The sequence below is a fragment of the Pseudomonas sp. RL_15y_Pfl2_60 genome (assembly GCF_963970595.1).
Taxonomy (GTDB): domain Bacteria; phylum Pseudomonadota; class Gammaproteobacteria; order Pseudomonadales; family Pseudomonadaceae; genus Aquipseudomonas.
Genome location: NZ_CAXAOE010000004.1, coordinates 224,927 through 246,756, shown reverse-complemented (window position 1 = coordinate 246,756; position 21,830 = coordinate 224,927). Strand labels below are relative to the sequence as shown.

The following is a 21,830-nucleotide window of genomic DNA, read 5'->3' as shown; positions in this document are numbered from 1 at the left end:
TCAGCAATATTTCGATGCACTCTGTGTATAGGCTCTGCGCAACTGATGCGCTTAAATCCGGTCAACTTACTAAGACCTAAGATTTAAACGCCCTCAGAATTTTGCGCGGAGAATGCAATGAACACACGTGGACTGCTCGACCAGTTACTCAAGTCCGGCCAAGACCTGATGCAGAAAAAGTCATCAGGCCAGCAGGGCGCTGCCAATAATCAGGGTTCAAACTCAAGCGGTGGTTTGGGCGATGTTTTGGGCAGTGTGTTGGGCAAGTCCGGCGGTTCATCCGGCGGTTTAGGCAGCTTGCTCTCTGGCGCCGGTGGTGGTGCGCTGGCTGCTGGGGCAATGGGCTTGTTGCTGGGCAACAAAAAGGCCCGCAAGTTTGGCGGCAAGGCGCTCACATATGGCGGTTTGGCTGCGCTGGGTGTTATTGCATACAAGGCTTACGGCAACTGGCAATCCCAGCAGGCGGGTAGTGCTCAGCAAGAGCCGCAGACTATCGATCGCCTGCCAGCGCCAGAAGCGGAGATCCATAGCCAGGGTATTCTCAAAGCGTTAGTGGCAGCAGCCAAGGCCGATGGCCATGTCGACGCCCGCGAACGTCAATTGATTGAAGGTGAACTCAGCAAGCTGGCTGATGATCAATCATTGCAGCGCTGGCTTGAAGCCGAGTTGAACAAACCTCTGGACCCGGCAGATGTCGCCCGTGCTGCCACCACTCCGGAAATGGCTGCGGAGATGTATATCGCCAGCGTATTGATGGTCGATGAAGAGCATTTTATGGAACGCGCATACCTTGAGGAGTTAGCGCGTCAACTCAAGCTTGACCCAGCGTTGAAGCAGGAACTGGAAACGCAGGTAAGGGCTGAACTCACGCCTGCCTGAGTCCAATGGGCTGTTTGCCTTCAGGATTCAAGAGGCTTTGAAGTCGTAATGAAAAGGCTGGCGCACCTAGGTGTTCCAGCCTTTTTTATGCCGCCTTAGCAGCCGTAGCTCAAGGCTTCTGGCTCGGGGCTTTCTTGGGTTCGCTCGGCCCATCGGTGAGGTAGGAGGTTTTACCTTGGGCTAAGAACAGGCGCGACCACACACTCATCAGGATCGCGCAGTTGGTGAGTTCTTCTTTCTCTACCGCGCTGTAGCCGACCTTGTCGAGTTGGGCGTAGGCCTCTGGCATAGCTGCATTGTCTACCTTGGCCAGAGTCTCGGCATATGCAAGCGCGGCGCGTTCTTTGGCGCTGAACAGCTCGCTGCTGCGCCATGTGGAAATTGCGTAGACCTTGGCGGGTGACATACCCGTCTCAAGTGCATCACGGGTATGAAACACATTGCAGTAATTGCAGTTGTCGATCTGGCCAACGCGTAAACGCACCATCTCCGCGATCTGCGGCGCCAGTTTGAGTTTTTTATTGAATGAGCCGTAAGCCTTGGCCCATTGCGTGGGCAGATCTAGGTAGTTGGACTCGTTGGTCGAAAGGCGGGTGGTCTTGTAAGCGATGTCACCAAAGTTTTGATTGATGATATCCGCCGCTCCGGCGCTGCCTGCGGCAATTGTCAAAATGCAGGCGGCCAGCGTGACTGTCTTGTTTTTCATAGTGCAAATCCCTTTGTTTAGATGAGTCCATAGCGCGAAAACGCAAACTCCTTGAAGCGCAGACCATGGTACGCAGGGCTGTCAGCAAGTGCCAGGCGAAGCTGCATCCGCATGTCCGACGCTGGTGTGGAGCCTGGCACTGGTCTATGGTTTATTCCCCAGAATCGGGTGTATCAACGCAATGGAGGCATCAATGAACACTAGCGGTTTACTTGAACAGTTATTACGAGCGGGGTTGTCTGGGCAGGGAGGCTCCAGCAACGGCGCAGGTGGCATGGCCGGGGGGCTTGGTGGTGCATTGGGTGGCGCGCTAGGCGGTTTGCTGGGCGGGTCCGGTGGTTCGCGCGCGGGGGCGGGCGGTCTTGGCGATTTGCTCGGAGGCCTACTGGGCGCTGGAGCGCAGAGCCCGCAAGCAGGCCAGCCTCGCAGCAGCACGACCAACAGTGGCGGCATCGGCATGAGCGGCTTGGCTACCCTCGGTATGCTGGCTTATCAAGCCTATAGCGCCTGGCAAAAAAGTCAGGCACAAGATGCACAGGCTCCCACGCCACGCTCGGCGGCCATGGCGATGCCGCAGACCGTCGACATGCTTGCAGGCCCCGAAGTAGAGGAGCACAGCCACGCAATATTGCGTGCGCTGATTGCTGCATCCAAGGCCGACGGGCGAATGGATGAGCAAGAGAAAAAGCTCATATACGAGGAAATAGCCAAGCTGACCTCTGACCCCGAGTTGCAAGATTGGTTGGATCGCGAGGTGCGCAGTCCACTGGATGCCGCCGCCGTTGCCGAGGCCGCCAATAGTCCTGAGATGGCGGCAGAAATGTATCTGGCCAGCGCCATGTTGATTGGTCGGCAAGAGGGGGGGGAGCGTGAGTATCTCAATCAACTGGCTGCCCAGTTACAGCTAGAGCCAGGCTTGCAGGCGCAGCTTGAGGCACACGCCCGGCCACAGGGTTGATCGATAGCTGCCATGACTTCGCCAGCTGCGCTGTGCAGTTGGCGAAGCCTTTGTCTCCATAACAGGCACTCCGACCAATAGCCTATTCCTGTTGGCAGCCCGAAGCGGCTAGGCTGGCCGCGAGCGCATAAAAACGACAAAGCGAGGCGTCGATGCAGCAACTTCTGGAGAGTTATGACTACCTGATTGTCGGCGCTGGCCCTGCCGGGTGCCTGCTGGCTAACCGCTTGTCTGCGGATCCAAGTGTTCAGGTACTGCTGCTTGAGGCGGGAGGGCGCGATAACTACCCATGGATTCATATCCCGGTGGGTTACCTATATTGCATTGGCAACCCGCGTACGGACTGGTGCTACGACACCGTTGCCGAGCCCGGGCTCAATGGTCGTTCCTTGAAATACCCGCGAGGGCGCGTGCTCGGCGGCAGCTCCTCAATCAACGGCATGATTTACATGCGCGGTCAGCGCCAGGACTACGATGGCTGGGCGGCTGCGGGCAATCAAGGCTGGGCCTGGGATGATGTCCTGCCCATCTTCAAACGCAGCGAAAACCACTATGGCGGCGATAGTGACTTGCATGGCGGCCAGGGTGAGTGGCGGGTCGAGCAGCAGCGCTTGAAGTGGGATGTGCTGGAGTCGTTCAGGCAGGCTGCCGCTCAGACCGGCATTGCCAGCATTGAGGACTTCAATGGCGGCGATAACGAGGGCTGCAGCTACTTTCAGGTTAATCAGCGCCGTGGCGTGCGCTGGAATGCCTCAAAAGCATTCTTGCGAAGCATTGAGCAGCGAGACAACCTGCACATAGTCACCGGTGCTGACGTGCAGCGGGTAATTTTGGCTGATGGCCGTGCCCAGGGCTTGAAGGTGCAGGTGCAAGGCGGTGAGCGAACTATCAAGGCGCGTCGAGAAGTTATCCTCTGTGCGGGAGCAATTGGGTCGCCCGCGCTGTTGCAGCGCTCCGGTATAGGTCCACGTCCGTTGTTGGAGCGTCTGGGTATTGCTGTCCAGCATGAGCTTGGCGGTGTTGGCCAGAATCTGCAGGATCACCTGCAACTGCGTCTTGTCTATAAAGTCAGTGGGGTCAAAACCCTTAATCAAATAGCCTCGAAACTGACGGGCAAGATGGCCATGGGCATTGAGTATCTGCTCAAGCGCAGCGGTCCGCTGGCGATGGCTCCGAGTCAGTTGGGCGCATTTGCCCGCTCCAGTGCCGAGCAAACCCGCGCTAATTTGCAGTATCACGTGCAACCCCTGTCACTCGAACGCTTCGGTGAGCCGTTGCATGAGTTCCCGGCGTTTACCGCATCGGTGTGTAACCTGCGTCCGTTCAGTCGCGGCAAGGTCGAGATCAGCTCGCTCGATAGCACGGCGACGCCGCTGATCCAGCCTAATTATCTGAGTGATGAGCGTGATTTGCAGGTGGCTGCGGAGGCTATTCGCTTGACGCGCAAGATTGTTGCAGCGCCCGCGTTGGCAGCCTTCAAGCCTGAGGAATACAAACCCGGTCCGAGTTACCAGACTGATCAGGACCTGTACCGCGCGGCAGCTGAAATAGGCACCACCATTTTTCACCCGGTAGGCACCTGCAAGATGGGTCAAGGCGCCGATGCAGTGGTTGACGCTCGCTTGCGTGTGCATGGGGTTGCCGGGTTGAGGGTCGCCGATGCCTCGATTATGCCCAGCATCGTTTCGGGCAATACCTGTTCTCCAGTACTGATGATTGCGGAAAAAGCAGCGCAGATGATCATGCAGTGCCATTCAACAGCTATGGTTAATGGGGTGCTTGCGCAAGGTGTGCGTGAGCCGGTAAGCAGTGGCTAATCGTGCTCGGATGTGCGACGCCGCTTTAGATAAGTTACTTGCAGTCGATAAAGTGAATCACTAGAGTCGCCGCCATAGCTGCAAGCTATAAGCTGCGGATCTGCGTTGAATTTTGTATTTGAGATTGGGGAAAGCTGTGAAGAACTGGACTGTTCGGCGGCGTATTGTTGCAAGTTTTGCGGTTGTCATTGCCATTCTGCTGCTACTGGCGGTGTACACCTATACCCGCCTGACCAGTGTCGATGAAGAGGCAATGTCAGTACAGGAAGGTGCGGTTCCCGGCCTGTATCAGATTTCCAAGATTCGCAGTATTTGGGTCGACCATATACTTATGACGCAACAGCTCTTGCTGACGGCTACCTTGCGCGAAGGTGGAACCGAGCTCAGTGGCCAGGCCACCAAGATGCAGGACTTTGAGGACAGTGAGAAACAGCTCGACAAGGAAATTGCCTTGTACAGAGTGACGGTATTGGATGCAACGGACAACCAGCTCTTGGCTGAGTTTGAGCGTGATCGTACCGAGTACCTCAAGCTGCATGCGCAGTTCAGGGCGTTGTTTAGCCAAGGCGAGCTTGCGCAAGCTTCTGCGTTGGCATTAGGTCCGCTTGAAAGCAAATGGCTGCAAGGTCGTGACCAGCTCAATCAACTTGTCGATTTAAATCGAACTGACGCCATAACGGCTGTGAAGGGCATTTCTGCGTCAGTGGTTGCGCTGGAAATCAGCACCGTTATTGCAGTCTTGCTGGCTATTTTGATCGCCAGTATTTGTGGTCTATTGCTGTTGCGAGCCATTACCACGCCGATCAAAGCGATCGTAAGAACGTTGCGGGTGATGGGCGAGGGTGACTTGTCGATACGCATGGATCTGCAGCGTAATGATGAATTCAACGCAATCGAGGTCGGTTTCAACGACATGAGTGAGGCGTTGAAGTCGTTGGTCACTCAGGCGCAGCGTTCGGCTGTGCAGATGACGACGGCTGTCACTGAAATCGCAGCGACCTCCAAGCAACAACAAGCCACAGTGACTGAAACCGCAGCGACTACCACCGAGATTGGCGCCACCTCGCGCGAGATTACCGCGACTGCGCGCGATCTGGTGCGCACCATGGATGAGGTTTCCGGTACCGCCGAGCAAACTTCGGTGCTGGCAGGCTCTGGCCAGCTTGGCCTGACCCGCATGGAAGACACCATGCACCAGGTAATGGGCGCCGCTGATCTAGTCAATGCCAAGCTGGCAATTCTCAACGAAAAGGCTGGCAACATTAACCATGTGGTCACCACCATTGTTAAGTTTGCCGATCAAACCAACCTGTTATCCCTCAACGCTGCAATCGAGGCTGAAAAAGCCGGTGAATATGGTCGTGGCTTTGCGGTTGTGGCAACTGAAGTCCGTCGTCTGGCCGACCAAACGGCGGTGGCAACTTATGATATCGAGCAAATGGTCCGTGAAATCCAGTCGGCAGTCTCTGCCGGGGTCATGGGCATGGACAAGTTCTCTGAGGAAGTGCGTCGCGGTATTGCCGAAGTAGGGCAAATGGGCGAGCAGCTGACGCAAATTATCCATCAAGTCCAAGCGCTGGCGCCCCGGGTACAGATGGTCAACGAGGGTATGCAGGCGCAGGCCACTGGTGCCGAGCAGATCAACCAGGCGTTGGTTCAACTGGGTGAAGCCAGCGGCCAGACGGTCGAGTCGCTGCGTCAGACAGGGTCAGCGATTGAAGAGCTCAACCAGGTAGCTGGCAGCTTGCGGTCCGGCGTTAGCCGCTTCAAGGTCTAGGCCGCGATGAGCGTGCAAGCCACTTACCAGCAAGCTCGTCGCCAGCGTGGTGAATTGTACTTGCTGTTTTCCCTTGGTAAGGACCGCTATGCACTGGATGTTCACGCCATCAACGCGGTCTTGCCAATGCAGCGGTTCAAGCAGATCCCTGACGCGCCAAAGTGGGTTTCAGGTTTGTTTGTATTTCGCGGTGAGCCGGTGCCAGTGATTGATCTCTGCCATCTGGTATTTGCCACCCCCGCGCAGGCACGCGCCAGTACTCGCTTGGTGGTGGTTCGCTATTTGTCCTCGGATGCACAGCCGGTGCAGCTCGGTTTAATCCTTGAGCAGGCAACGGATACCCAGCGTTTGCTTGAGGCTGGGTTCAGCGCCAACCCGGTGCAAAACCCGACAGCGCCCTACTTGGGCATGGTCCAACAGACCGCCCAGGGTATGGTCCAGCGCATCAGCGTTGAGCAACTGTTGAGTGATGAAGTCCGGGCACTGTTGCTGCGTGACAACTCATGAGTGAACGGTTCGAGCAGTTACTCAAGCGCAAGATCGGTCTGGATGTCGAATCTGTAGGGCAAATGGTGCTCGATCGCGCCATACGCCAGCGTATCAAGGCAACAGCCAGCGCCGATAAAGAGGCTTACTGGCAGCAGTTGCAAGCATCTGCAGATGAGCAACATGCCTTGGTAGAGGCTGTTGTTGTGCCTGAAACCTGGTTTTTCCGTTACCCCGAGTCATTTAACCTGCTCGCCAAGTTGGCGCAGACTCGTCTAAGCGAGCTGAAGTCCTCGCGGCCATTACGGATTATCAGTATTCCGTGTTCCACCGGCGAAGAGCCCTATTCAATTGTCATGGCGTTATTGGATGGCGGTCTGGCGCCTGAGTCGTTTCGGGTCGAAGCGCTGGATGTGAGTGAGCGGGTGCTGGAAATCGCCAGCAGGGGTGTGTACGGGCGCAATTCGTTTCGCGGCGACAGCCTGGGTTTTCGCGAGCGTTATTTCAGCGTTGAGGGCGATCGCTACCGGCTTGCTGAAACTGTGCGTGAAAAGGTGAGTCTGCAATGCGCCAATGTGCTCGACGCCAGTTTGCACAGCACTCGCCAGCCTTATGATTTTGTATTTTGCCGCAATCTGCTGATCTATTTTGACCGGCCCACCCAGCTACAAACCTTACAGGCGCTCAAACGATTGTTGGCGCCCGGTGGCTCAATGTTTACCGGGCCGGCTGAGACTGGGCTGTTTAGTCAGAACGGAATGCAGGCACTGGGCGTACCTTTGAGCTTTGTATTCAAGCTTGCCGATGCCAGTCAAACCGCCTCGAAACTGAGTCCGAGTGACAGGCCTGGGCCGCACCCCTTGGCCGCGCGGCTTAAACTGCCGGCAAAGCCCGTGATGGTGAAACCTCTGCCGCCCAAACCTGTTGCGCCTAGACCAGCATTGTCTTCGTTGAATACGAGCGCTGAAAAAAACACCCTAGGCAAGGCTGATGCAACAGTTGATCACTTGGCTGAAATCGAAGCATTGGCCAACAGCGGGCGCACCGCTGAGGCGTTAAAAGCGTGTGATGCGTTATTGGCGACGCAGGGCCCGAGCGCAGGGCTGTTTTACTGGTTTGGGTTGCTTAATGACACTGCTGGCAACAGCGATGAGGCGCAAAACTATTACCGCAAGGCGCTGTATCTGGAGCCTGAACACGTTGAGGCGTTATCGCACCTGGCCATGTTGCTGGAAGCCCGCGGTGACCAGACCGGTGCCCGGCGCTTGCGCCTGCGTGCGAGTCGTGGAGTGAATAACAGTGGTCGATAGTTCACCAACCCTCATCACAGATGACAGCTTGCCAACAGTCGACGACTGTTGGAAACGCATTGGCGTATACGGCGATAAAAGCTGTGAGCGTCTGGTCGAGCATGTGCATTGCCGTAATTGCGAGGTGTATGCACAGGCGGCAATCAGCTTGCTTGACCGCTATGGCGCACAGCGGCTGGAGCACGATGATGTTGCTGATGCCGTTGAGGAAGACCTTGGCGAGTGCCGCTCAACCCTGATTTTTCGCCTGGGTGAGCAATGGCTCGGTCTCGCCACAGCAGGGGTGGTCGCGGTAGTCAGCCAGACCACTATTCACTCGCTGCCCCATCAACGTTCGCGCAGTCTATTAGGGGTAACCAACGTCAATGGTGCCTTGGTTGCCTGTATTTCCTTACAAGACTTGCTCGGTCTTGAGCCAGTGCAGATCGCCAGTGCTGAGCGCAGGGTTGTGCCACGCATGTTAATTCTAGGCAGCAACAATGGGGTCTTTGTCGCGCCGGTTGATGAGGTTGAAGGCATTCACTCGATTGCCTTGAGCGCCATTAGGGAGCCTGCACGTGGGAGCGGGCAAGCCGCGGGTCAGTACGCCAAGGGCGTAGTTCGTTGGCAGCAGCGCAGCATCACCTTGTTGGATGAGCAATTGCTGGCGCAGGCGATGATCAGGAGCCTGGCATGACCCCCGATCAAATGCGTGACGCCTCATTGCTTGAATTGTTTCGCATGGAGGCCGAGGCGCAGACCCAGGTGCTTGATGCTGGCTTGTTGGTGTTGGAACGCGATCCAACACACGCGGGGCAGCTCGAAGCCTGTATGCGTGCAGCGCACTCCTTGAAAGGTGCTGCGCGAATTGTCGGGCTTGATGATGGCGTGAATATCGCCCACGTCATGGAAGATTTGCTGGTCGCCGCGCAAGAAGGTTTGCTGCGTTTACAGTCGGATCATATCGATGCACTGCTGCAGGGTTCTGATGTGTTGTTGCGCATCGGCCAGACCGGAATGAACACCGAGCAGCAAAGCCAACTCGGCGAGCAGGTGGCCAGTCTTGTCATTCGCTTGCAGGCGCTGTTCGGCGCCGCGGTTCCACAGCTTGCCAGCGCATCGCAACCACCAGCCGCTGCACCTGCCGCACCAACTGTAGAGCCGATGGCCCAGGATATGGGTGAGCCATTGCCCCTTGAGCCTTCGCCTGACTCGGTCCTTGAACCTGCAACTGATGCCCGCGGACGAGTTCTGCGTGTCTCGGCTGAGCGTCTCGATCATCTTCTGGATATGTCGGGAAAGTCGTTGGTTGAGTTTCAGCGCATCAAGCCGCTGAGTGACTCGCTGGCTCGTCTCAAGCGCTTGCATTCCACGACCCGCCGGGCGCTGGACTCATTGCGTGAAGCCACCCTTGAGTCGTCCTTGGATGTACAGGCCCAGGCTTTGCTGGGTGAAAGCCGAGGTTTGCTCAGTGAATGCCAGCAGATGCTGACGCAGCATATTGAAGCTTTTGATGAGTTCGCCTGGCAGGGCGAACAGCGTACCCAAGCGCTGTATGACGCGGCGCTGACATCGCGCATGCGGCCATTTGCCGATGTGTTGTCGGGGCAGGCGCGGATGGTGCGTGACCTGGGCCGATCCCTTGGTAAACAAGTGCGTCTGGAAGTCGAGGGGGAAGGCACCCAGGTCGACCGTGACGTGCTGGAGCGGCTTGAGTCGCCTCTCACACACCTGTTGCGCAATGCGGTTGATCATGGAATTGAAAGCCCTGAACAACGGATCAATCACGGCAAAGCGGCTGAAGGGGTGATCAAGCTACGTGCTCGTCATCACGCAGGCATGCTGGTGCTGGAGCTACACGACGACGGTGGCGGGGTTGATCTGCAGCGGCTCAAGGAGAGCATCAGCGCGCGCAAACTGTCGACAGCCGAAACCATTGCCAAATTAAGCGAAGAGGAACTGCTGGCGTTCTTGTTTTTGCCCGGTTTCAGCATGCGTGAACAAGTGACCGAAGTTTCAGGTCGCGGCGTGGGGCTTGATGCGGTTATGCACCAGATCCGTCAACTGCGCGGCAGCGTGCGCATGCAGCAGGATACTGGGCAGGGCAGCGTCTTTATCCTTGAGGTTCCCCTGACGCTATCGGTTGTACGTAGCCTGGTTGTTGAAATTGGCGCTGAAGCCTATGCAATCCCGCTGGCGCATATCGAGCACATGGTGCGCCTTGAGCAACAACAGATTGTCCAGCTTGAAGGCCGTCAACACTTTTGGCACGAGAATCGTCATGTCGGCTTGATCGCAGCGAGCCAGTTACTGCAAAAGACTGAAGCGCGTGTCGAGCAAGACGGTATCCCGGTGGTGCTTATCAATGACCGTGACATGCTTTATGGGCTGACGGTCGAACGCTTTATCGGTGAGCGTACCCTGGTGGTAATGCCGCTTGATGCAAGGCTTGGCAAGGTTCGTGACGTGTCGGCAGGGGCTTTGCTGGATGACGGCACGCCGGTGTTGATCCTCGATGTAGAAGATCTTTGCAGCTCGATTGGCAAGTTGCTCGGTAGCGGTAATCTGCAGCGGGTCGACAGCCGCGACAAGCAGGCCGGTGGCCGGGTGCGTAAACGTGTGCTGGTGGTTGATGACTCGCTCACAGTCCGTGAACTTGAACGTAAGTTGCTACTCAGTCGTGGCTATGATGTAGCTGTCGCGGTAGATGGAATGGACGGCTGGAATGCGCTGCGGGCGGAGTCATTCGACTTGCTGATCACGGATATCGATATGCCGCGCATGGACGGTATTGAACTGGTTAGACTGGTGCGTCGCGATAGCCGTCTGCAGTCGCTGCCAGTGATGGTGGTGTCTTACAAGGACCGTGAAGAAGATCGTCAGCGTGGCCTTGATGCAGGGGCCGACTACTATTTGGCAAAAGCCAGTTTCCACGATGAAGCATTGCTGGATGCCGTTCAGGTTTTGATTGGGGATGCGCAGGAATGAGGATCGGGATTGTCAATGACATGCCGCTGGCGATTGAGGTGTTGCGGCTAGTCATCAGCCGAGAGCCCGCGCATCAGGTTATCTGGACTGCAACTGATGGTCTGGAAGCGCTGCAAAAGTGCGAAGAGCAAAGGCCCGATGTGGTGTTGATGGATATGCTGATGCCGCACATGAATGGTGTCGAGGCTACCCGGCGAATCATGGCTGAGTGCCCTTGCGCAGTTTTGATCGTTACCTCGGATATCGAACGCAACATGAACAAGGTCTTCGAGGCCATGGGGCATGGTGCGCTGGATGTCGTCAACACCCCGTCATTGATTGACCCGCAAGCTGTCGATGCGACTGCACTGCTGCGTAAATTGCACAACATTGGCTGGATGATTGGGCAACACGGCGTCAAGTCGGCAGCGGTTCCCACTCAAGCCGAGACAACACGCAAGCGTCAGCGAATCGTCGCAATTGGTGCTTCGGCGGGTGGGCCAGCGTCCTTGGTAACGTTGCTCAAGCAATTACCGGCGGACTTCAGTGCTGGCGTCGTGCTGGTGCAGCATGTGGATGAAGTATTCGCCAAAAGTATGGCGCAATGGCTGGCCACTGAGTCAAAACTGCCAGTGCGTTTGGCGCAGCCCGATGATCAACCTCGGCCTGGCGAAATCCTGCTGGCGGGAACCAATAATCACCTGTGTATGCAAGCCAATGGCCGTCTGTGCTATCGCAAGGAACCCGCTGAGCAGATCTATCGACCCTCGATCGATGTGTTTTTTGACAGCCTGGTGCGCCATTGGCAAGGCGAAGCTGTAGGAGTCTTGCTGACTGGGATGGGCCGTGACGGTGCCCAAGGCTTGAAGAATATGCGTGAGCGGGGCTTCTTGACGATCGCCCAGGACCAGGCCACTTGCGCGGTGTATGGCATGCCCAAAGCCGCTGCCGCTATAAATGCGGCGGTAGAGATTCTGCCTCTTGATCAAATCGCAGCAAAATTGATTAAACACTACGAGTAACAGTTTGGCTGCTGGCTGTGTTGAGTAGATAAGGGCACAATGCCATGTGCCGTCTGGAGATTGTATGCACGATTCCAAGCTAATAGATGCCAAAGACTATCCTGCAGTGGTTAACGCTGTGATGGTGTTGTTGGTCGATGACCAAGCCATGATTGGCGAGGCAGTGCGTCGTGCATTGGCAGGTGTGGAGGGCATTGATTTCCACTTTTGCTCCGACCCCTACTCGGCAGTTGATATTGCCCGGCAGATAAGGCCAACGGTGATCCTGCAGGACCTGGTCATGCCAGGGGTTGATGGTTTGAGCTTGTTGGGTGCGTATCGAGCGGAGCCCAGCCTGCAGGATATTCCAATTATTGTGCTTTCGACCAAAGAAGATCCCCAGGTCAAAAGCGCCGCCTTTGCCAATGGCGCCAACGATTACCTGGTGAAGCTGCCCGACACCATTGAGTTGATCGCGCGTATTCGCTATCACTCGCGTTCCTATATTGCCTTGCAGCAGCGAGACGAGGCGTTTCGAGCCTTGCGTGAGAGCCAGCAACAGCTGCTTGAAGCCAATCTGGTGCTGCAGCGGATGATGAAGTCCGACGGATTGACCGGTCTGGCCAATCGTCGGCATTTTGATGAGTACCTTGAGATCGAGTGGAGCAGGGCGTTTCGCGAACAGAGTCAATTGTCTCTGATCATGATCGATGTCGACTATTTCAAGGTATATAACGACCAGTTCGGCCATGTTGCTGGCGATGATGTGCTACGCCGGGTTGGTGCAGCGCTAGCCGAAGCCTGTTCGCGTTCCTCCGATCTGGTCGCACGCTACGGCGGCGAGGAGTTCGCAATGATACTGCCTAGCACGGCGTCCGGTGGCGCACGCCTGCAGGCCGAAAAAGTCCGCCGGGCTGTCGAGGCTCTGAATATTCCACACTGTCAGCCTCAAGATGGGTCGCCAGTGACTGTCAGTCTTGGCGTCGCAACCATCATGCCTATTGCCGGGGGCGACTCACTGGCGCTGGTCGAAAAGGCCGATAACGCTCTATACAGGGCCAAAGGTAACGGCCGTAACCAGGTTGGCGTCGAGCAGTAAACTCCGGGCTGTCGATGGCGCGCTACAGCAGGTATAATCGTCGGCTTTTCGAACGTTTTACCTGCGAGTGCCCGCCAGCTATGGAAATCAACCCGATCGTTAACAGCATCAAGGACCTCTCCGAGCGCACCCTGACAATTCGGGGGTATCTTTGACTACGATCAAAAGCATGATCGCCTGGTCGAAGTAAACCGTGAGCTTGAAGACCCAAATGTCTGGAATGACCCTGAGTACGCCCAGAATTTGGGGCGCGAACGCGCATCCCTTGCATTAATAGTCGAGACCCTGGACGACCTTCACACTGGCTTGGCCGATTGTGCCGACTTGCTTGAAATGGCCGCTGAAGAAGACGACCAGAGCGCCGTTGATGACGTAGCTGCTGAAGTTGAGCGTCTGCGTGAAATCCTTGAGAAGCTTGAATTCCGCCGCATGTTCAGCGGTGAAATGGACCCCAATAACGCTTATCTGGATATTCAGGCGGGCTCTGGCGGTACCGAGGCTCAGGACTGGGCCAACATGCTGCTGCGCATGTACCTGCGCTGGGCGGACAAGCGCGGCTTCGACGCGACCATCATGGAGCTGTCGGCCGGTGAAGTCGCGGGTATCAAAGGCGCGACCGTACACATCAAGGGCGAATATGCCTTTGGTTGGCTGCGTACAGAAATCGGTGTTCATCGCCTGGTACGCAAGAGTCCGTTTGACTCGGGCAATCGTCGCCATACCTCGTTTACCGCCGTGTTTGTCTCGCCTGAAATCGATGACAATATCGAGATCGAGATCAATCCGGCGGATCTGCGTATTGATACCTACCGCTCCTCGGGTGCCGGTGGCCAGCACGTAAACACCACTGATTCTGCGGTGCGTATTACCCACGTGCCGACCAACACCGTGGTGAGCTGCCAGAACGAACGCTCCCAGCACGCCAACAAAGACACCGCCATGAAAATGTTGCGGGCCAAGTTGTACGAGCAAGAAATTCAAAAGCGTAATGCTGCATCGCAAGAGCTTGAGGACTCCAAGTCGGACATCGGCTGGGGCCATCAGATTCGCTCTTACGTACTCGATCAGTCGCGAATCAAGGATTTGCGCACCAATATCGAGAACAGCAACTGTGACGCGGTGCTCGATGGTGACCTTGATGGTTTTATCGAGGCCAGCCTCAAGCAAGGACTGTAAAAAACAGCTGCGCTCGCGCAGCTGTGCAACACAACGCAATGTAGGTTGAATCCAGCTAAGCTGGGGCAACGAGCGGCGCTGCATTTGCGTAGGATCCCGGTTAAACAGACCGGATGTTGAGCATCGCTGCGCTCAGCAACACCCTACGAATACAGGAACAGACGGAAGACCATGAGCGACGAACAACTCGACCAGCACGATCTGCAACAGGAAGAAAACAAGCTGATTGCCCAGCGCAAAGAAAAGCTTGCCGCCGTGCGTGAGCAGGGCATCGCCTTCCCCAATGACTTCCGCCGTGACAGTTACTGCGCGGACTTGCAGAAACAGTACGTCGATAAGACCAAGGAAGAGCTGGCTGAAGCGGCGATTCCAGTCAAGGTTGCCGGTCGAATCATGCTCAACCGCGGCTCGTTTATGGTGCTGCAGGACATGACCGGGCGTATCCAGGTCTACGTCAACCGTAAAACCCTGCCTGAACAAACCCTGGCTGCGGTCAAAACCTGGGACCTGGGCGACATCATTGCCGCCGAAGGCACCTTGGCGCGTTCGGGCAAGGGCGACTTGTACGTTGAAATGACCAGCGTGCGCCTGCTAACCAAGTCACTGCGTCCGCTGCCGGACAAGCACCATGGCTTGACTGACACCGAGCAGCGCTATCGCCAGCGTTACGTCGACCTGATCGTCAACGAAGAGGTTCGTCAGGACTTTCGCGTGCGTTCGCAGGTGATCAGCCACATTCGCAAGTTCCTTGCTGAGCGTGACTTTCTGGAAGTTGAAACCCCGATGCTGCAGACCATTCCGGGTGGCGCTGCGGCCAAGCCGTTTGAAACGCATCACAATGCGCTGGACATGCCAATGTTCCTGCGTATCGCACCTGAGCTGTACCTCAAGCGCCTGGTAGTCGGTGGCTTTGAGCGGGTATTCGAGATCAATCGCAACTTCCGTAACGAAGGTGTCTCGACCCGGCACAACCCGGAATTCACCATGCTTGAGTTCTACCAGGCCTACGCCGACTATGAAGACAACATGGACCTTACCGAAGAACTGTTCCGTGAGCTGGCTCAGTTGGTCTTGGGCACCACAGATGTGCCGTACCAGGGCAAAGTCTTTCACTTTGGCGAGCCATTCGCGCGCTTGTCGGTATTCGACTCGATCCTCAAGTACACCGATGTGACAGCCGAGCAGTTGCGTGATATCGACAGTGCCCGTGAAATTGCCAAGAAGGCTGGCGCCAAGGTGCTGGGTTTTGAAGGTTTGGGCAAGTTGCAGGTGATGATTTTCGAAGAGTTGGTTGAGCCAAAACTGGAGCAGCCACACTTCATCACCCAATACCCGTTTGAAGTCTCGCCTTTGGCGCGGCGCAATGATCAGGACCCAAGTGTCACTGATCGCTTTGAGCTGTTCATTGGTGGCCGTGAGATTGCCAACGCCTATTCCGAGCTTAACGATGCCGAAGATCAAGCCGAGCGCTTCATGGCGCAGGTTGCGGACAAGGATGCTGGCGACGACGAAGCCATGCATTACGACGCTGACTTTGTCCGGGCTCTGGAATATGGCATGCCGCCGACTGCAGGCGAGGGCATTGGCATCGACCGTTTGGTCATGCTGTTGACTGACGCGCCTTCAATTAGGGATGTGATCCTATTCCCGCACATGCGACCGCAAGCGTGAGACGCTGAGCAGAAGCCGCCTTCGGGCGGTTTTTTGTTTTCGGGCAAAGTGTCGCAATGTGATATCACTTCGTCTATTGGATGATCCTTAGTCAACCATTTAGTTGGGCAGTATGATGCAGCCCGCTTGCCTGTAACTTTCCATCTCCGATAGCGGTCAATACATAAAGCTGGACGCCGACGGCTTGCCGGTAAAGCCAATAAGTCTAAGGAAGGTCGCGAAACTCTTTTATACGTATGTGTTAGAGGACTGTCTGCCTGTGAAAGACGTAACTACCCAAGACAGTGATAGCTTTGCAGCCACTGTTGTGACCGACAATATCCAGTATCAAGGACGTAAAGCCAGCCGGGCTGGTAGCGAGAAACGTCGCCAGGCGATTCTTGACGCGGCGTTGCGCATTATCGTGCGTGATGGCGTGCGCGCTGTTCGCCACCGAGCCGTGGCCGCCGAGGCGCAGGTGCCATTGTCAGCGACCACCTATTACTTCAAAGACATCAACGACCTGATAAGTGACACCTTCACCCTGTTCGTGGAACGTTGCGCGGCCAACCAGAGTGCGCTCTGGAGCAGCAACGATGCATTGTTGCAAGAACGCGTGAGCAATTTTGATGGTTCGCCAGCCAAGCTGCGGGCCTTTGCCGATGAGGTGGCGCAGATGGCGGTTGCCTTCGTGCGCAGCCAATTGATTGACCGTCGCGATCACTTGCTGGCTGAGCAAGCATTTCGCCATGAAGCCCTGCTTAATCCGCGCTTGCATGATCTGGTGCGAGCTCAGACGCATATCCTTTTGCAAGGTGCGACACGTTTCTTCGCTATGATCGGCTCAAAGCATCCGGTTGAGGATGCAACACTCTTGACGACTGCAGTCGAGCGCATGGAATATCGAGGGCTGATCGAGGGCGTTGATGCGCTGGACATTGAAGCAATGTTAGCCATTCTTAAACGGTATCTGTATTTGGTTCTGGGCGTCTAAGAAGCCGCAGCCAGCAGGTTGCGGTCATTGAACTGCCTGGGAGTCGAGTGGCAGCGGTCGGAGCAGTACACAACCCGATTTCACAAGGAGAGCTGAATGAAAGCTTGGCGTGCGTTGGTCGCCTTGTCCTTCCTGTTGTTGAGTGGCTGCCTGGTAACCTTCAAAGATCCTATTCCGGCCAATGAAGCGGCCCCTATTCCGCTGCTGGGCGAGTGGTCGCGCAAGAACGACTGGGGGGAGTTGCAGTACCTCGAAATCAGCCGCTCGGGTTCCAATACCTACAAGGCGAGAAGCTTTGAAGGCAGCCTGGATAACCTTGATGATGTCGAAGAGTACGGTTTTACCGTCGCTCATCATGGCAGCCGCTGGTATATGTCGACCGGCTTGCCTAAGCGATTAGGCGCCAACTTTGTGATCCTTGGCTTCGAGTTGACGCGCAACAATGAGCTGGTGCTGTACAGTCTTGATGTTGAACGCATGCTGCAAGAGCTTGAAGAAGGTCTGTGGCAGGGCAAAATGGTGGAAATGCCGGTGGGCGAGGGTGTGCTGATTACCTCGCCGATGGAACAGGTTTTTGCTTATCTGAATGATCCAGCCAACTCGGACGTGTTTATCGAGGTTGCGCGTTTTCAGCGAGAAGCTGAGTAATTCTGGTCTTGAAGCCGCGAGGGAGTGATGAACAGTTATGTAGGTTTGGATGATTATCAATTAATCGTCCGTGCGTTGTCAGACAGGATCGTCGAGGCGCAAACGCCCATTCGCGTATTGGATGCGGTGAAGTGGGACGAGAGCGTTCGCAGCGAGTTTCTCAAGCACAAAGGCAAAGTGCTACCCAACGTCGATCGGGCCTACTATGACAGTCGTCCGCTGGCCTTTGATGCGACGGCAAAAAAGCTTGAATTCCAGAATATCGAACGCGATATCACCCGCCAGTTGGGGCAATTCAATCCGGTTGGCCAGATTATGCGTCGCATGTGCCGCGAGTACCGCATGGTTATTCGTATGCTCGAGGCGCGCGGCACCGAAGACTTCGGCCTTATCTCGCAAGACCTCTATGGCGCGGCCTCGGATGCATTCCATGCGGGTGATCCAACCCTGGCTGATTTGGGCGTCATGTTCTCAGGGTTTCTCAATAACATCGACAGCCGGGGCGACTTGAAGGATGAAGTCAAGAACCTCAATGCCAAGGCCGCAGTAGATCTGTTGCAGCATCGCCTGAACAAGGTGTTCGGTGAGCATGAAGATACCATTCGCGTCTTCGAGTCCGACGGTATCCTGGCGGACGCCGCCGCCGGCGCGGATTACATCAAGATTCGTACCGATGCGATGTTTAATGAGCGTGACGTCAAGGCGCTTGAGGTCCACGAGGGGTTGGTTCACGTCGCAACCACCCTCAACGGTCAGAACCAGCCAATTTGCACCTTCCTGGCCAAGGGCCCACCGTCCTCAACTGTGACCCAAGAGGGGCTGGCAATCCTCATGGAAGTCATCAGTTTTGCTTCATACCCAACCCGCTTGCGCAAGTTGACCAATCGTACCCGCGCCATCCACATGGCCGAGGAGGGTGCAGATTTCCTGCAGGTATTCGAGTTTTACCGCGAACAGGGCTTTAGCCTGGAAGAAAGCTACAGCAACGCCAATCGCGCCTTTAGAGGGTCGACGCCAACGGGCTTGCCTTTCACCAAGGATCTTTCCTACCTGAAAGGCTTCATCATGATCTACAACTATATCCAGCTTGCTGTGCGCAAAGGCAAGCTGGAGCAGATCCCGTTGCTGTTCTGCGGCAAGACCACTCTGGAAGACATGCGCACCCTGCGCCAATTGGTTGATGAAGGCCTGGTGGTACCGCCCAAATACCTGCCGCCACAATTCAGCGACTTGAACTCCTTGTCGGCGTGGATGTGTTTCTCAAACTTCCTAAACAATCTGAGTCTCGACCGTATAGAGGCTGACTACGCCAACATCTTGTAAAGCGTCCTTTGCTTTGGTGATGCTGCGTTGGAATTGCCCCCGAAAATGCTCATTTACCGGAGTAAACTCCGCTTTTCGGGGGCAATGCCGCCTTGCCTGACCTGCGTACAGAACGCTTTAATGCAGTGCAGGCAGGGCTACTGCGCTTGGCGATACTGCGTTGCAGCCTTGTCTGGCCTGCGCTCGCTACGCCCTCGATTTGTATTGTTGGTGAGTATGAAAAAGCTCAAGCTTGAGTCTTCCCGCCTAAGGATTTTTAATGAATAGCCACGAACTTGAGTACGAAATTCTCGGTAACTCGGCGCAGAGTGTCGAGGTGATTCTGGATCCGGGGGAGGCGGTGATTGCCGAGGCCGGTGCGTTGAATTACATGACTGAAGATGTGCGTTTTGAAGCACGTATGGGCGACGGCTCGTCCTCTGGGGTGCTGGGCAAGTTGTGGAGTGCAGGTAAGCGCATGGTCACTGGAGAGTCGATGTTTATGACGCACTTCTCCAACGCGGGTAACAAGCAGGCACGCGTTGCTTTTGCCGCGCCGTATCCGGGTAGTGTGGTGCCTGTTTCACTGGCCCAGGTGGGCGGTTCGTTGGTTTGCCAGCGAGATTCGTTCTTGTGCGCAGCGCGTGGGACATCCATCGGTATCAGCTTTAACAAGCGTCTGGGCGCCGGTTTTTTTGGCGGTGAGGGCTTTATCCTGCAAAAGCTTGAAGGCGATGGCTTGGTGTTCCTGCATGCGGGTGGCACTGTTATTCGCAAAGAGCTCAATAATGAAACCTTGCGCCTCGATACCGGTTGCCTGGTCGGCTTCAGCTCGGGTATCGATTACGACATCAAGCTGGCTGGTGGGCTGAAAAGCATGCTGTTTGGCGGGGAAGGGATCTTTCTTGCCACGCTCAAGGGCACCGGCACCGTGTGGATTCAAAGCTTGCCCTTTTCACGCTTGGCAGAGCGCATCTATGAGGCAACCTACAAGGCTCGTGAAGAAGTCCGTGCGGGCGGCCGATGATGCGTTTGCTTGTAGTGCTAGCAATTGTTCTGCTGCAAGGTTGCAGTTCGCTGTTGTTCTATCCCGCCAAAGGTTTGCCCTTCACCCCTGAGCGCGCCGGGCTTGAGTTTCACGATGAATACCTGGTGACCGCCGATGGCACGCGCCTGAATGCATGGTGGCTGCCTGCAAAGGCTGGGGTCGAGGTCAAGGGCACCATTCTTTATCTGCACGGCAACGGCGGCAACATGGCCATGCACCTGGGCGCGCCCTGGTGGCTGCCAGAGCAGGGCTATCAGGTATTAATGCTCGATTATCGCGGCTACGGCTTGTCTGAAGGTGAGCCGAGCTTGCCTGAAATTTATCAGGATATTGATGCGGCGTTTACGCAGCTTGACGCGACTGCCGAGGTGCGCGGCAAGCCTTTGTTCGTGCTTGCCCAAAGCTTGGGAGGCGCACTGGCCGTGCATTATCTGGCTGAGCATCCGCAACAAGCCAAAAAGCTCGATGCCTTGATCATTGACGGCACGCCCGCCAGCTACCGTGATGTCGCGCAATACGTGCTCAGTACATCCTGGCTCACCTGGTTGTTTCAAGTGCCATTAAGCGAGTTTGTTCCCGATGACGATAGCGCAATTACTGCAATTCCCAGGCTGAAAGGCTTACCATTGCTGATTTACCACAGCATCGATGATCCTGTGGTGCCGGTATCCAACGCAATTAGCTTGTATCAGGCAGCGCCCGCGCCGAGGGTCTTGCAGCTGACCCGCGGCGGTCATGTGCAGACCTTTAATGACCCCACCTGGCGTCAAGTGCTGTTGCTGTTTATGAGTGACCCGCAAGGCTTTAAGGGCCTGCGCCGCTTAGCTGAAGTTCCTAACTCTGAGAGTCCGCAATGACTAAACGTGATCCTGCAATTCCAATGATTCTGACCGCTGTTGCTACTGTCTGCGCCACTGTCGCGGTGTTGACCTATTACGGTTATGTGCAATTTTCCAAGCCGCAGGATGCTTTGCTCTTGTCTGAATTCACCATGCTCAAGACAGTTCCGGGTGAGGACTACAAAGTCTCCCTGCAGCCAGCGTCACAGGTCGCACAATGCGTTGACGGTATCGTGGTGATGTTCGATACCGAGCAAAAGGGGCTGAGTGGGGTCTTGGTCAACAATCGCAAACAGGCTGTGCACTGTGTGGGCGAAAAAACACCACAGCAGATCACACCTTAGGACTATCGGGCCACGCCCTCTATTACCGCTCTGGCCGCTTGCCCCTCGCCTGAGGTGCAAGCGGCAACTAGCTGGGCCTAGGGAACCCCTGAAAAACTACTGCGCTAGATATTACTGCGTTAAAAAACTGCTCACAGCCTTCAGGCTGAACGAACTTTAGTTCGGCCCCGAAGGGGTGAGCAACGCGAATCAAATGCTCATTTAGGCCAACTAAAGTCGAGCGCGACCCCGGTCGCTTTTTCGCATTTTTTTACTCGCTACGCTCGCCCTTCGGGCCGGCCTTTGGTCGTTGCGCCTTGTCCTATCGGCGCTCGCTCCCTTTTTCAGGGCTTCCCTAGTGATCCGCGCTTTTCAGCTGCTCGGTCAGGTCATGCAAGTATTTGCGTGACAGGGCTAGAAAGCGCGGTGTAGGGCCAATGTCTTCAAACAATGGGTCACCCAGCTCGTCGGTCGCCACCACATGGCTGCCTTTTACATAAGGCAGGCTGGCTTCCAGCTCTTCAAGCGCGGCGCCAATCAGCTCACCGAGCAGCTCTTCCGGGCTGCGCTTGGGATACATTTCTGCCAGCGCAGCCACCCGCGCAGCAGCTTCGACATCCAGGCGTATTTGATAAGGACTGCGAGTCAGGCGGCCCTTAGCATTCTGTTCCCAATGGCTTACCAGTTCGCGAATTCTCATGATTAGCTCATCCTTTGCCCGCTCGTGGCAGGCTTCAGTGCGATCTTGGTGCGGCGTGATTTTCTGAAACACGCCTATTACACAAGACTAGACCGCAAATACTCTGGCTGGGTTCGATGTCGTGCGCTTGTAACAGATTGCCGCAATGGGGCACTCTTGGAGCACGCACCA

At 55.9% G+C, this 21,830-nt stretch carries 20 protein-coding genes; 18 read left to right on the top strand and 2 right to left on the bottom strand.

From position 1 onward, the window contains the following. Positions 1 to 117 precede the first annotated feature (117 nt). Positions 118 to 879, top strand: coding sequence for a tellurite resistance TerB family protein (locus AACY26_RS12820; RefSeq protein ID WP_339514588.1), 762 nt, complete (start codon positions 118 to 120; stop codon positions 877 to 879). A gap of 109 nt (positions 880 to 988) precedes the next feature. Here AACY26_RS12820 and AACY26_RS12815 read toward each other — a convergent pair whose 3' ends face one another. Further along, entirely contained in the window at positions 989 to 1,585 is a 597-nt protein-coding gene (locus tag AACY26_RS12815) for a carboxymuconolactone decarboxylase family protein (protein ID WP_339514586.1), read from the bottom strand. A 193-nt stretch (positions 1,586 to 1,778) separates the two neighbouring features. Between AACY26_RS12815 and AACY26_RS12810 the strand changes: the two genes are divergently transcribed. The 17 genes from AACY26_RS12810 (at position 1,779) to AACY26_RS12730 (ending at position 20,980) form a co-directional block, all read left to right on the top strand. After that, a complete protein-coding gene (locus tag AACY26_RS12810) occupies positions 1,779 to 2,543 on the top strand; it encodes a tellurite resistance TerB family protein (RefSeq protein WP_339514584.1) in 765 nt (254 codons plus the stop codon). 152 nt (positions 2,544 to 2,695) lie between these two features. Further along, complete coding sequence (locus tag AACY26_RS12805) at positions 2,696 to 4,360, top strand: GMC family oxidoreductase (RefSeq protein WP_339514581.1); 1,665 nt, start codon at positions 2,696 to 2,698, stop codon at positions 4,358 to 4,360. Between the two features lie 136 nt (positions 4,361 to 4,496). After that, a complete protein-coding gene (locus tag AACY26_RS12800; protein WP_339514579.1) occupies positions 4,497 to 6,137 on the top strand; it encodes a methyl-accepting chemotaxis protein in 1,641 nt (546 codons plus the stop codon). Positions 6,138 to 6,143: 6 nt separating this feature from the next. Then, entirely contained in the window at positions 6,144 to 6,644 is a 501-nt protein-coding gene (locus AACY26_RS12795; protein WP_339514577.1) for a chemotaxis protein CheW, read from the top strand. Beyond that, positions 6,641 to 7,933, top strand: coding sequence for a CheR family methyltransferase (locus tag AACY26_RS12790; protein WP_339514575.1), 1,293 nt, complete (start codon positions 6,641 to 6,643; stop codon positions 7,931 to 7,933). The genes AACY26_RS12795 and AACY26_RS12790 overlap by 4 nt, the downstream gene beginning before the upstream one ends. Continuing rightward, the gene (locus tag AACY26_RS12785) at positions 7,923 to 8,609 is read left to right on the top strand and encodes a chemotaxis protein CheW (RefSeq protein WP_339514573.1); all 687 of its coding nucleotides are present in this window, start codon (positions 7,923 to 7,925) and stop codon (positions 8,607 to 8,609) included. Before AACY26_RS12790 ends, AACY26_RS12785 begins: the two co-directional genes overlap by 11 nt. Next, positions 8,606 to 10,900, top strand: coding sequence for a hybrid sensor histidine kinase/response regulator (locus tag AACY26_RS12780; RefSeq protein WP_339514571.1), 2,295 nt, complete (start codon positions 8,606 to 8,608; stop codon positions 10,898 to 10,900). The genes AACY26_RS12785 and AACY26_RS12780 overlap by 4 nt, the downstream gene beginning before the upstream one ends. Continuing rightward, positions 10,897 to 11,901, top strand: coding sequence for a chemotaxis response regulator protein-glutamate methylesterase (locus AACY26_RS12775; protein WP_339514569.1), 1,005 nt, complete (start codon positions 10,897 to 10,899; stop codon positions 11,899 to 11,901). The genes AACY26_RS12780 and AACY26_RS12775 overlap by 4 nt, the downstream gene beginning before the upstream one ends. Positions 11,902 to 11,965: 64 nt before the next feature. After that, positions 11,966 to 12,979 (top strand): PleD family two-component system response regulator, encoded by a 1,014-nt coding sequence (locus tag AACY26_RS12770; protein WP_339514567.1) that lies wholly within the window; start codon positions 11,966 to 11,968, stop codon positions 12,977 to 12,979. Positions 12,980 to 13,059: 80 nt separating this feature from the next. Further along, positions 13,060 to 14,155, top strand: a protein-coding gene (prfB, locus tag AACY26_RS12765; RefSeq protein WP_339514565.1) for a peptide chain release factor 2 whose coding sequence is annotated in 2 segments (ribosomal slippage) — positions 13,060 to 13,131 and positions 13,133 to 14,155 — 1,095 coding nt in all. Because the reading frame shifts where the segments join, the coding sequence is not laid out codon by codon here. Positions 14,156 to 14,326: 171 nt separating this feature from the next. Beyond that, on the top strand, positions 14,327 to 15,826 hold the full coding sequence (gene lysS, locus AACY26_RS12760; protein ID WP_339514563.1) for a lysine--tRNA ligase: 1,500 nt from the start codon (positions 14,327 to 14,329) through the stop codon (positions 15,824 to 15,826). 259 nt (positions 15,827 to 16,085) lie between these two features. Further along, positions 16,086 to 16,799: a TetR/AcrR family transcriptional regulator gene (locus AACY26_RS12755; RefSeq protein ID WP_339514561.1), complete on the top strand. Its 714-nt coding sequence runs from the start codon at positions 16,086 to 16,088 to the stop codon at positions 16,797 to 16,799. Between the two features lie 96 nt (positions 16,800 to 16,895). Next, a complete protein-coding gene (locus AACY26_RS12750; RefSeq protein WP_339514559.1) occupies positions 16,896 to 17,447 on the top strand; it encodes a hypothetical protein in 552 nt (183 codons plus the stop codon). Between the two features lie 27 nt (positions 17,448 to 17,474). Beyond that, the gene (locus tag AACY26_RS12745) at positions 17,475 to 18,770 is read left to right on the top strand and encodes a flavohemoglobin expression-modulating QEGLA motif protein (RefSeq protein ID WP_339514557.1); all 1,296 of its coding nucleotides are present in this window, start codon (positions 17,475 to 17,477) and stop codon (positions 18,768 to 18,770) included. 259 nt (positions 18,771 to 19,029) lie between these two features. Further along, a complete protein-coding gene (locus tag AACY26_RS12740) occupies positions 19,030 to 19,776 on the top strand; it encodes a TIGR00266 family protein (protein WP_339514555.1) in 747 nt (248 codons plus the stop codon). Continuing rightward, entirely contained in the window at positions 19,776 to 20,654 is an 879-nt protein-coding gene (locus tag AACY26_RS12735; protein ID WP_339514553.1) for an alpha/beta hydrolase, read from the top strand. The genes AACY26_RS12740 and AACY26_RS12735 overlap by 1 nt, the downstream gene beginning before the upstream one ends. Beyond that, a complete protein-coding gene (locus tag AACY26_RS12730; protein WP_339514551.1) occupies positions 20,651 to 20,980 on the top strand; it encodes a hypothetical protein in 330 nt (109 codons plus the stop codon). Before AACY26_RS12735 ends, AACY26_RS12730 begins: the two co-directional genes overlap by 4 nt. Positions 20,981 to 21,314: 334 nt before the next feature. Here AACY26_RS12730 and AACY26_RS12725 read toward each other — a convergent pair whose 3' ends face one another. Then, entirely contained in the window at positions 21,315 to 21,659 is a 345-nt protein-coding gene (locus tag AACY26_RS12725) for a pilin assembly protein (RefSeq protein WP_339514549.1), read from the bottom strand. Between the last annotated feature and the right edge of the window lie 171 nt (positions 21,660 to 21,830).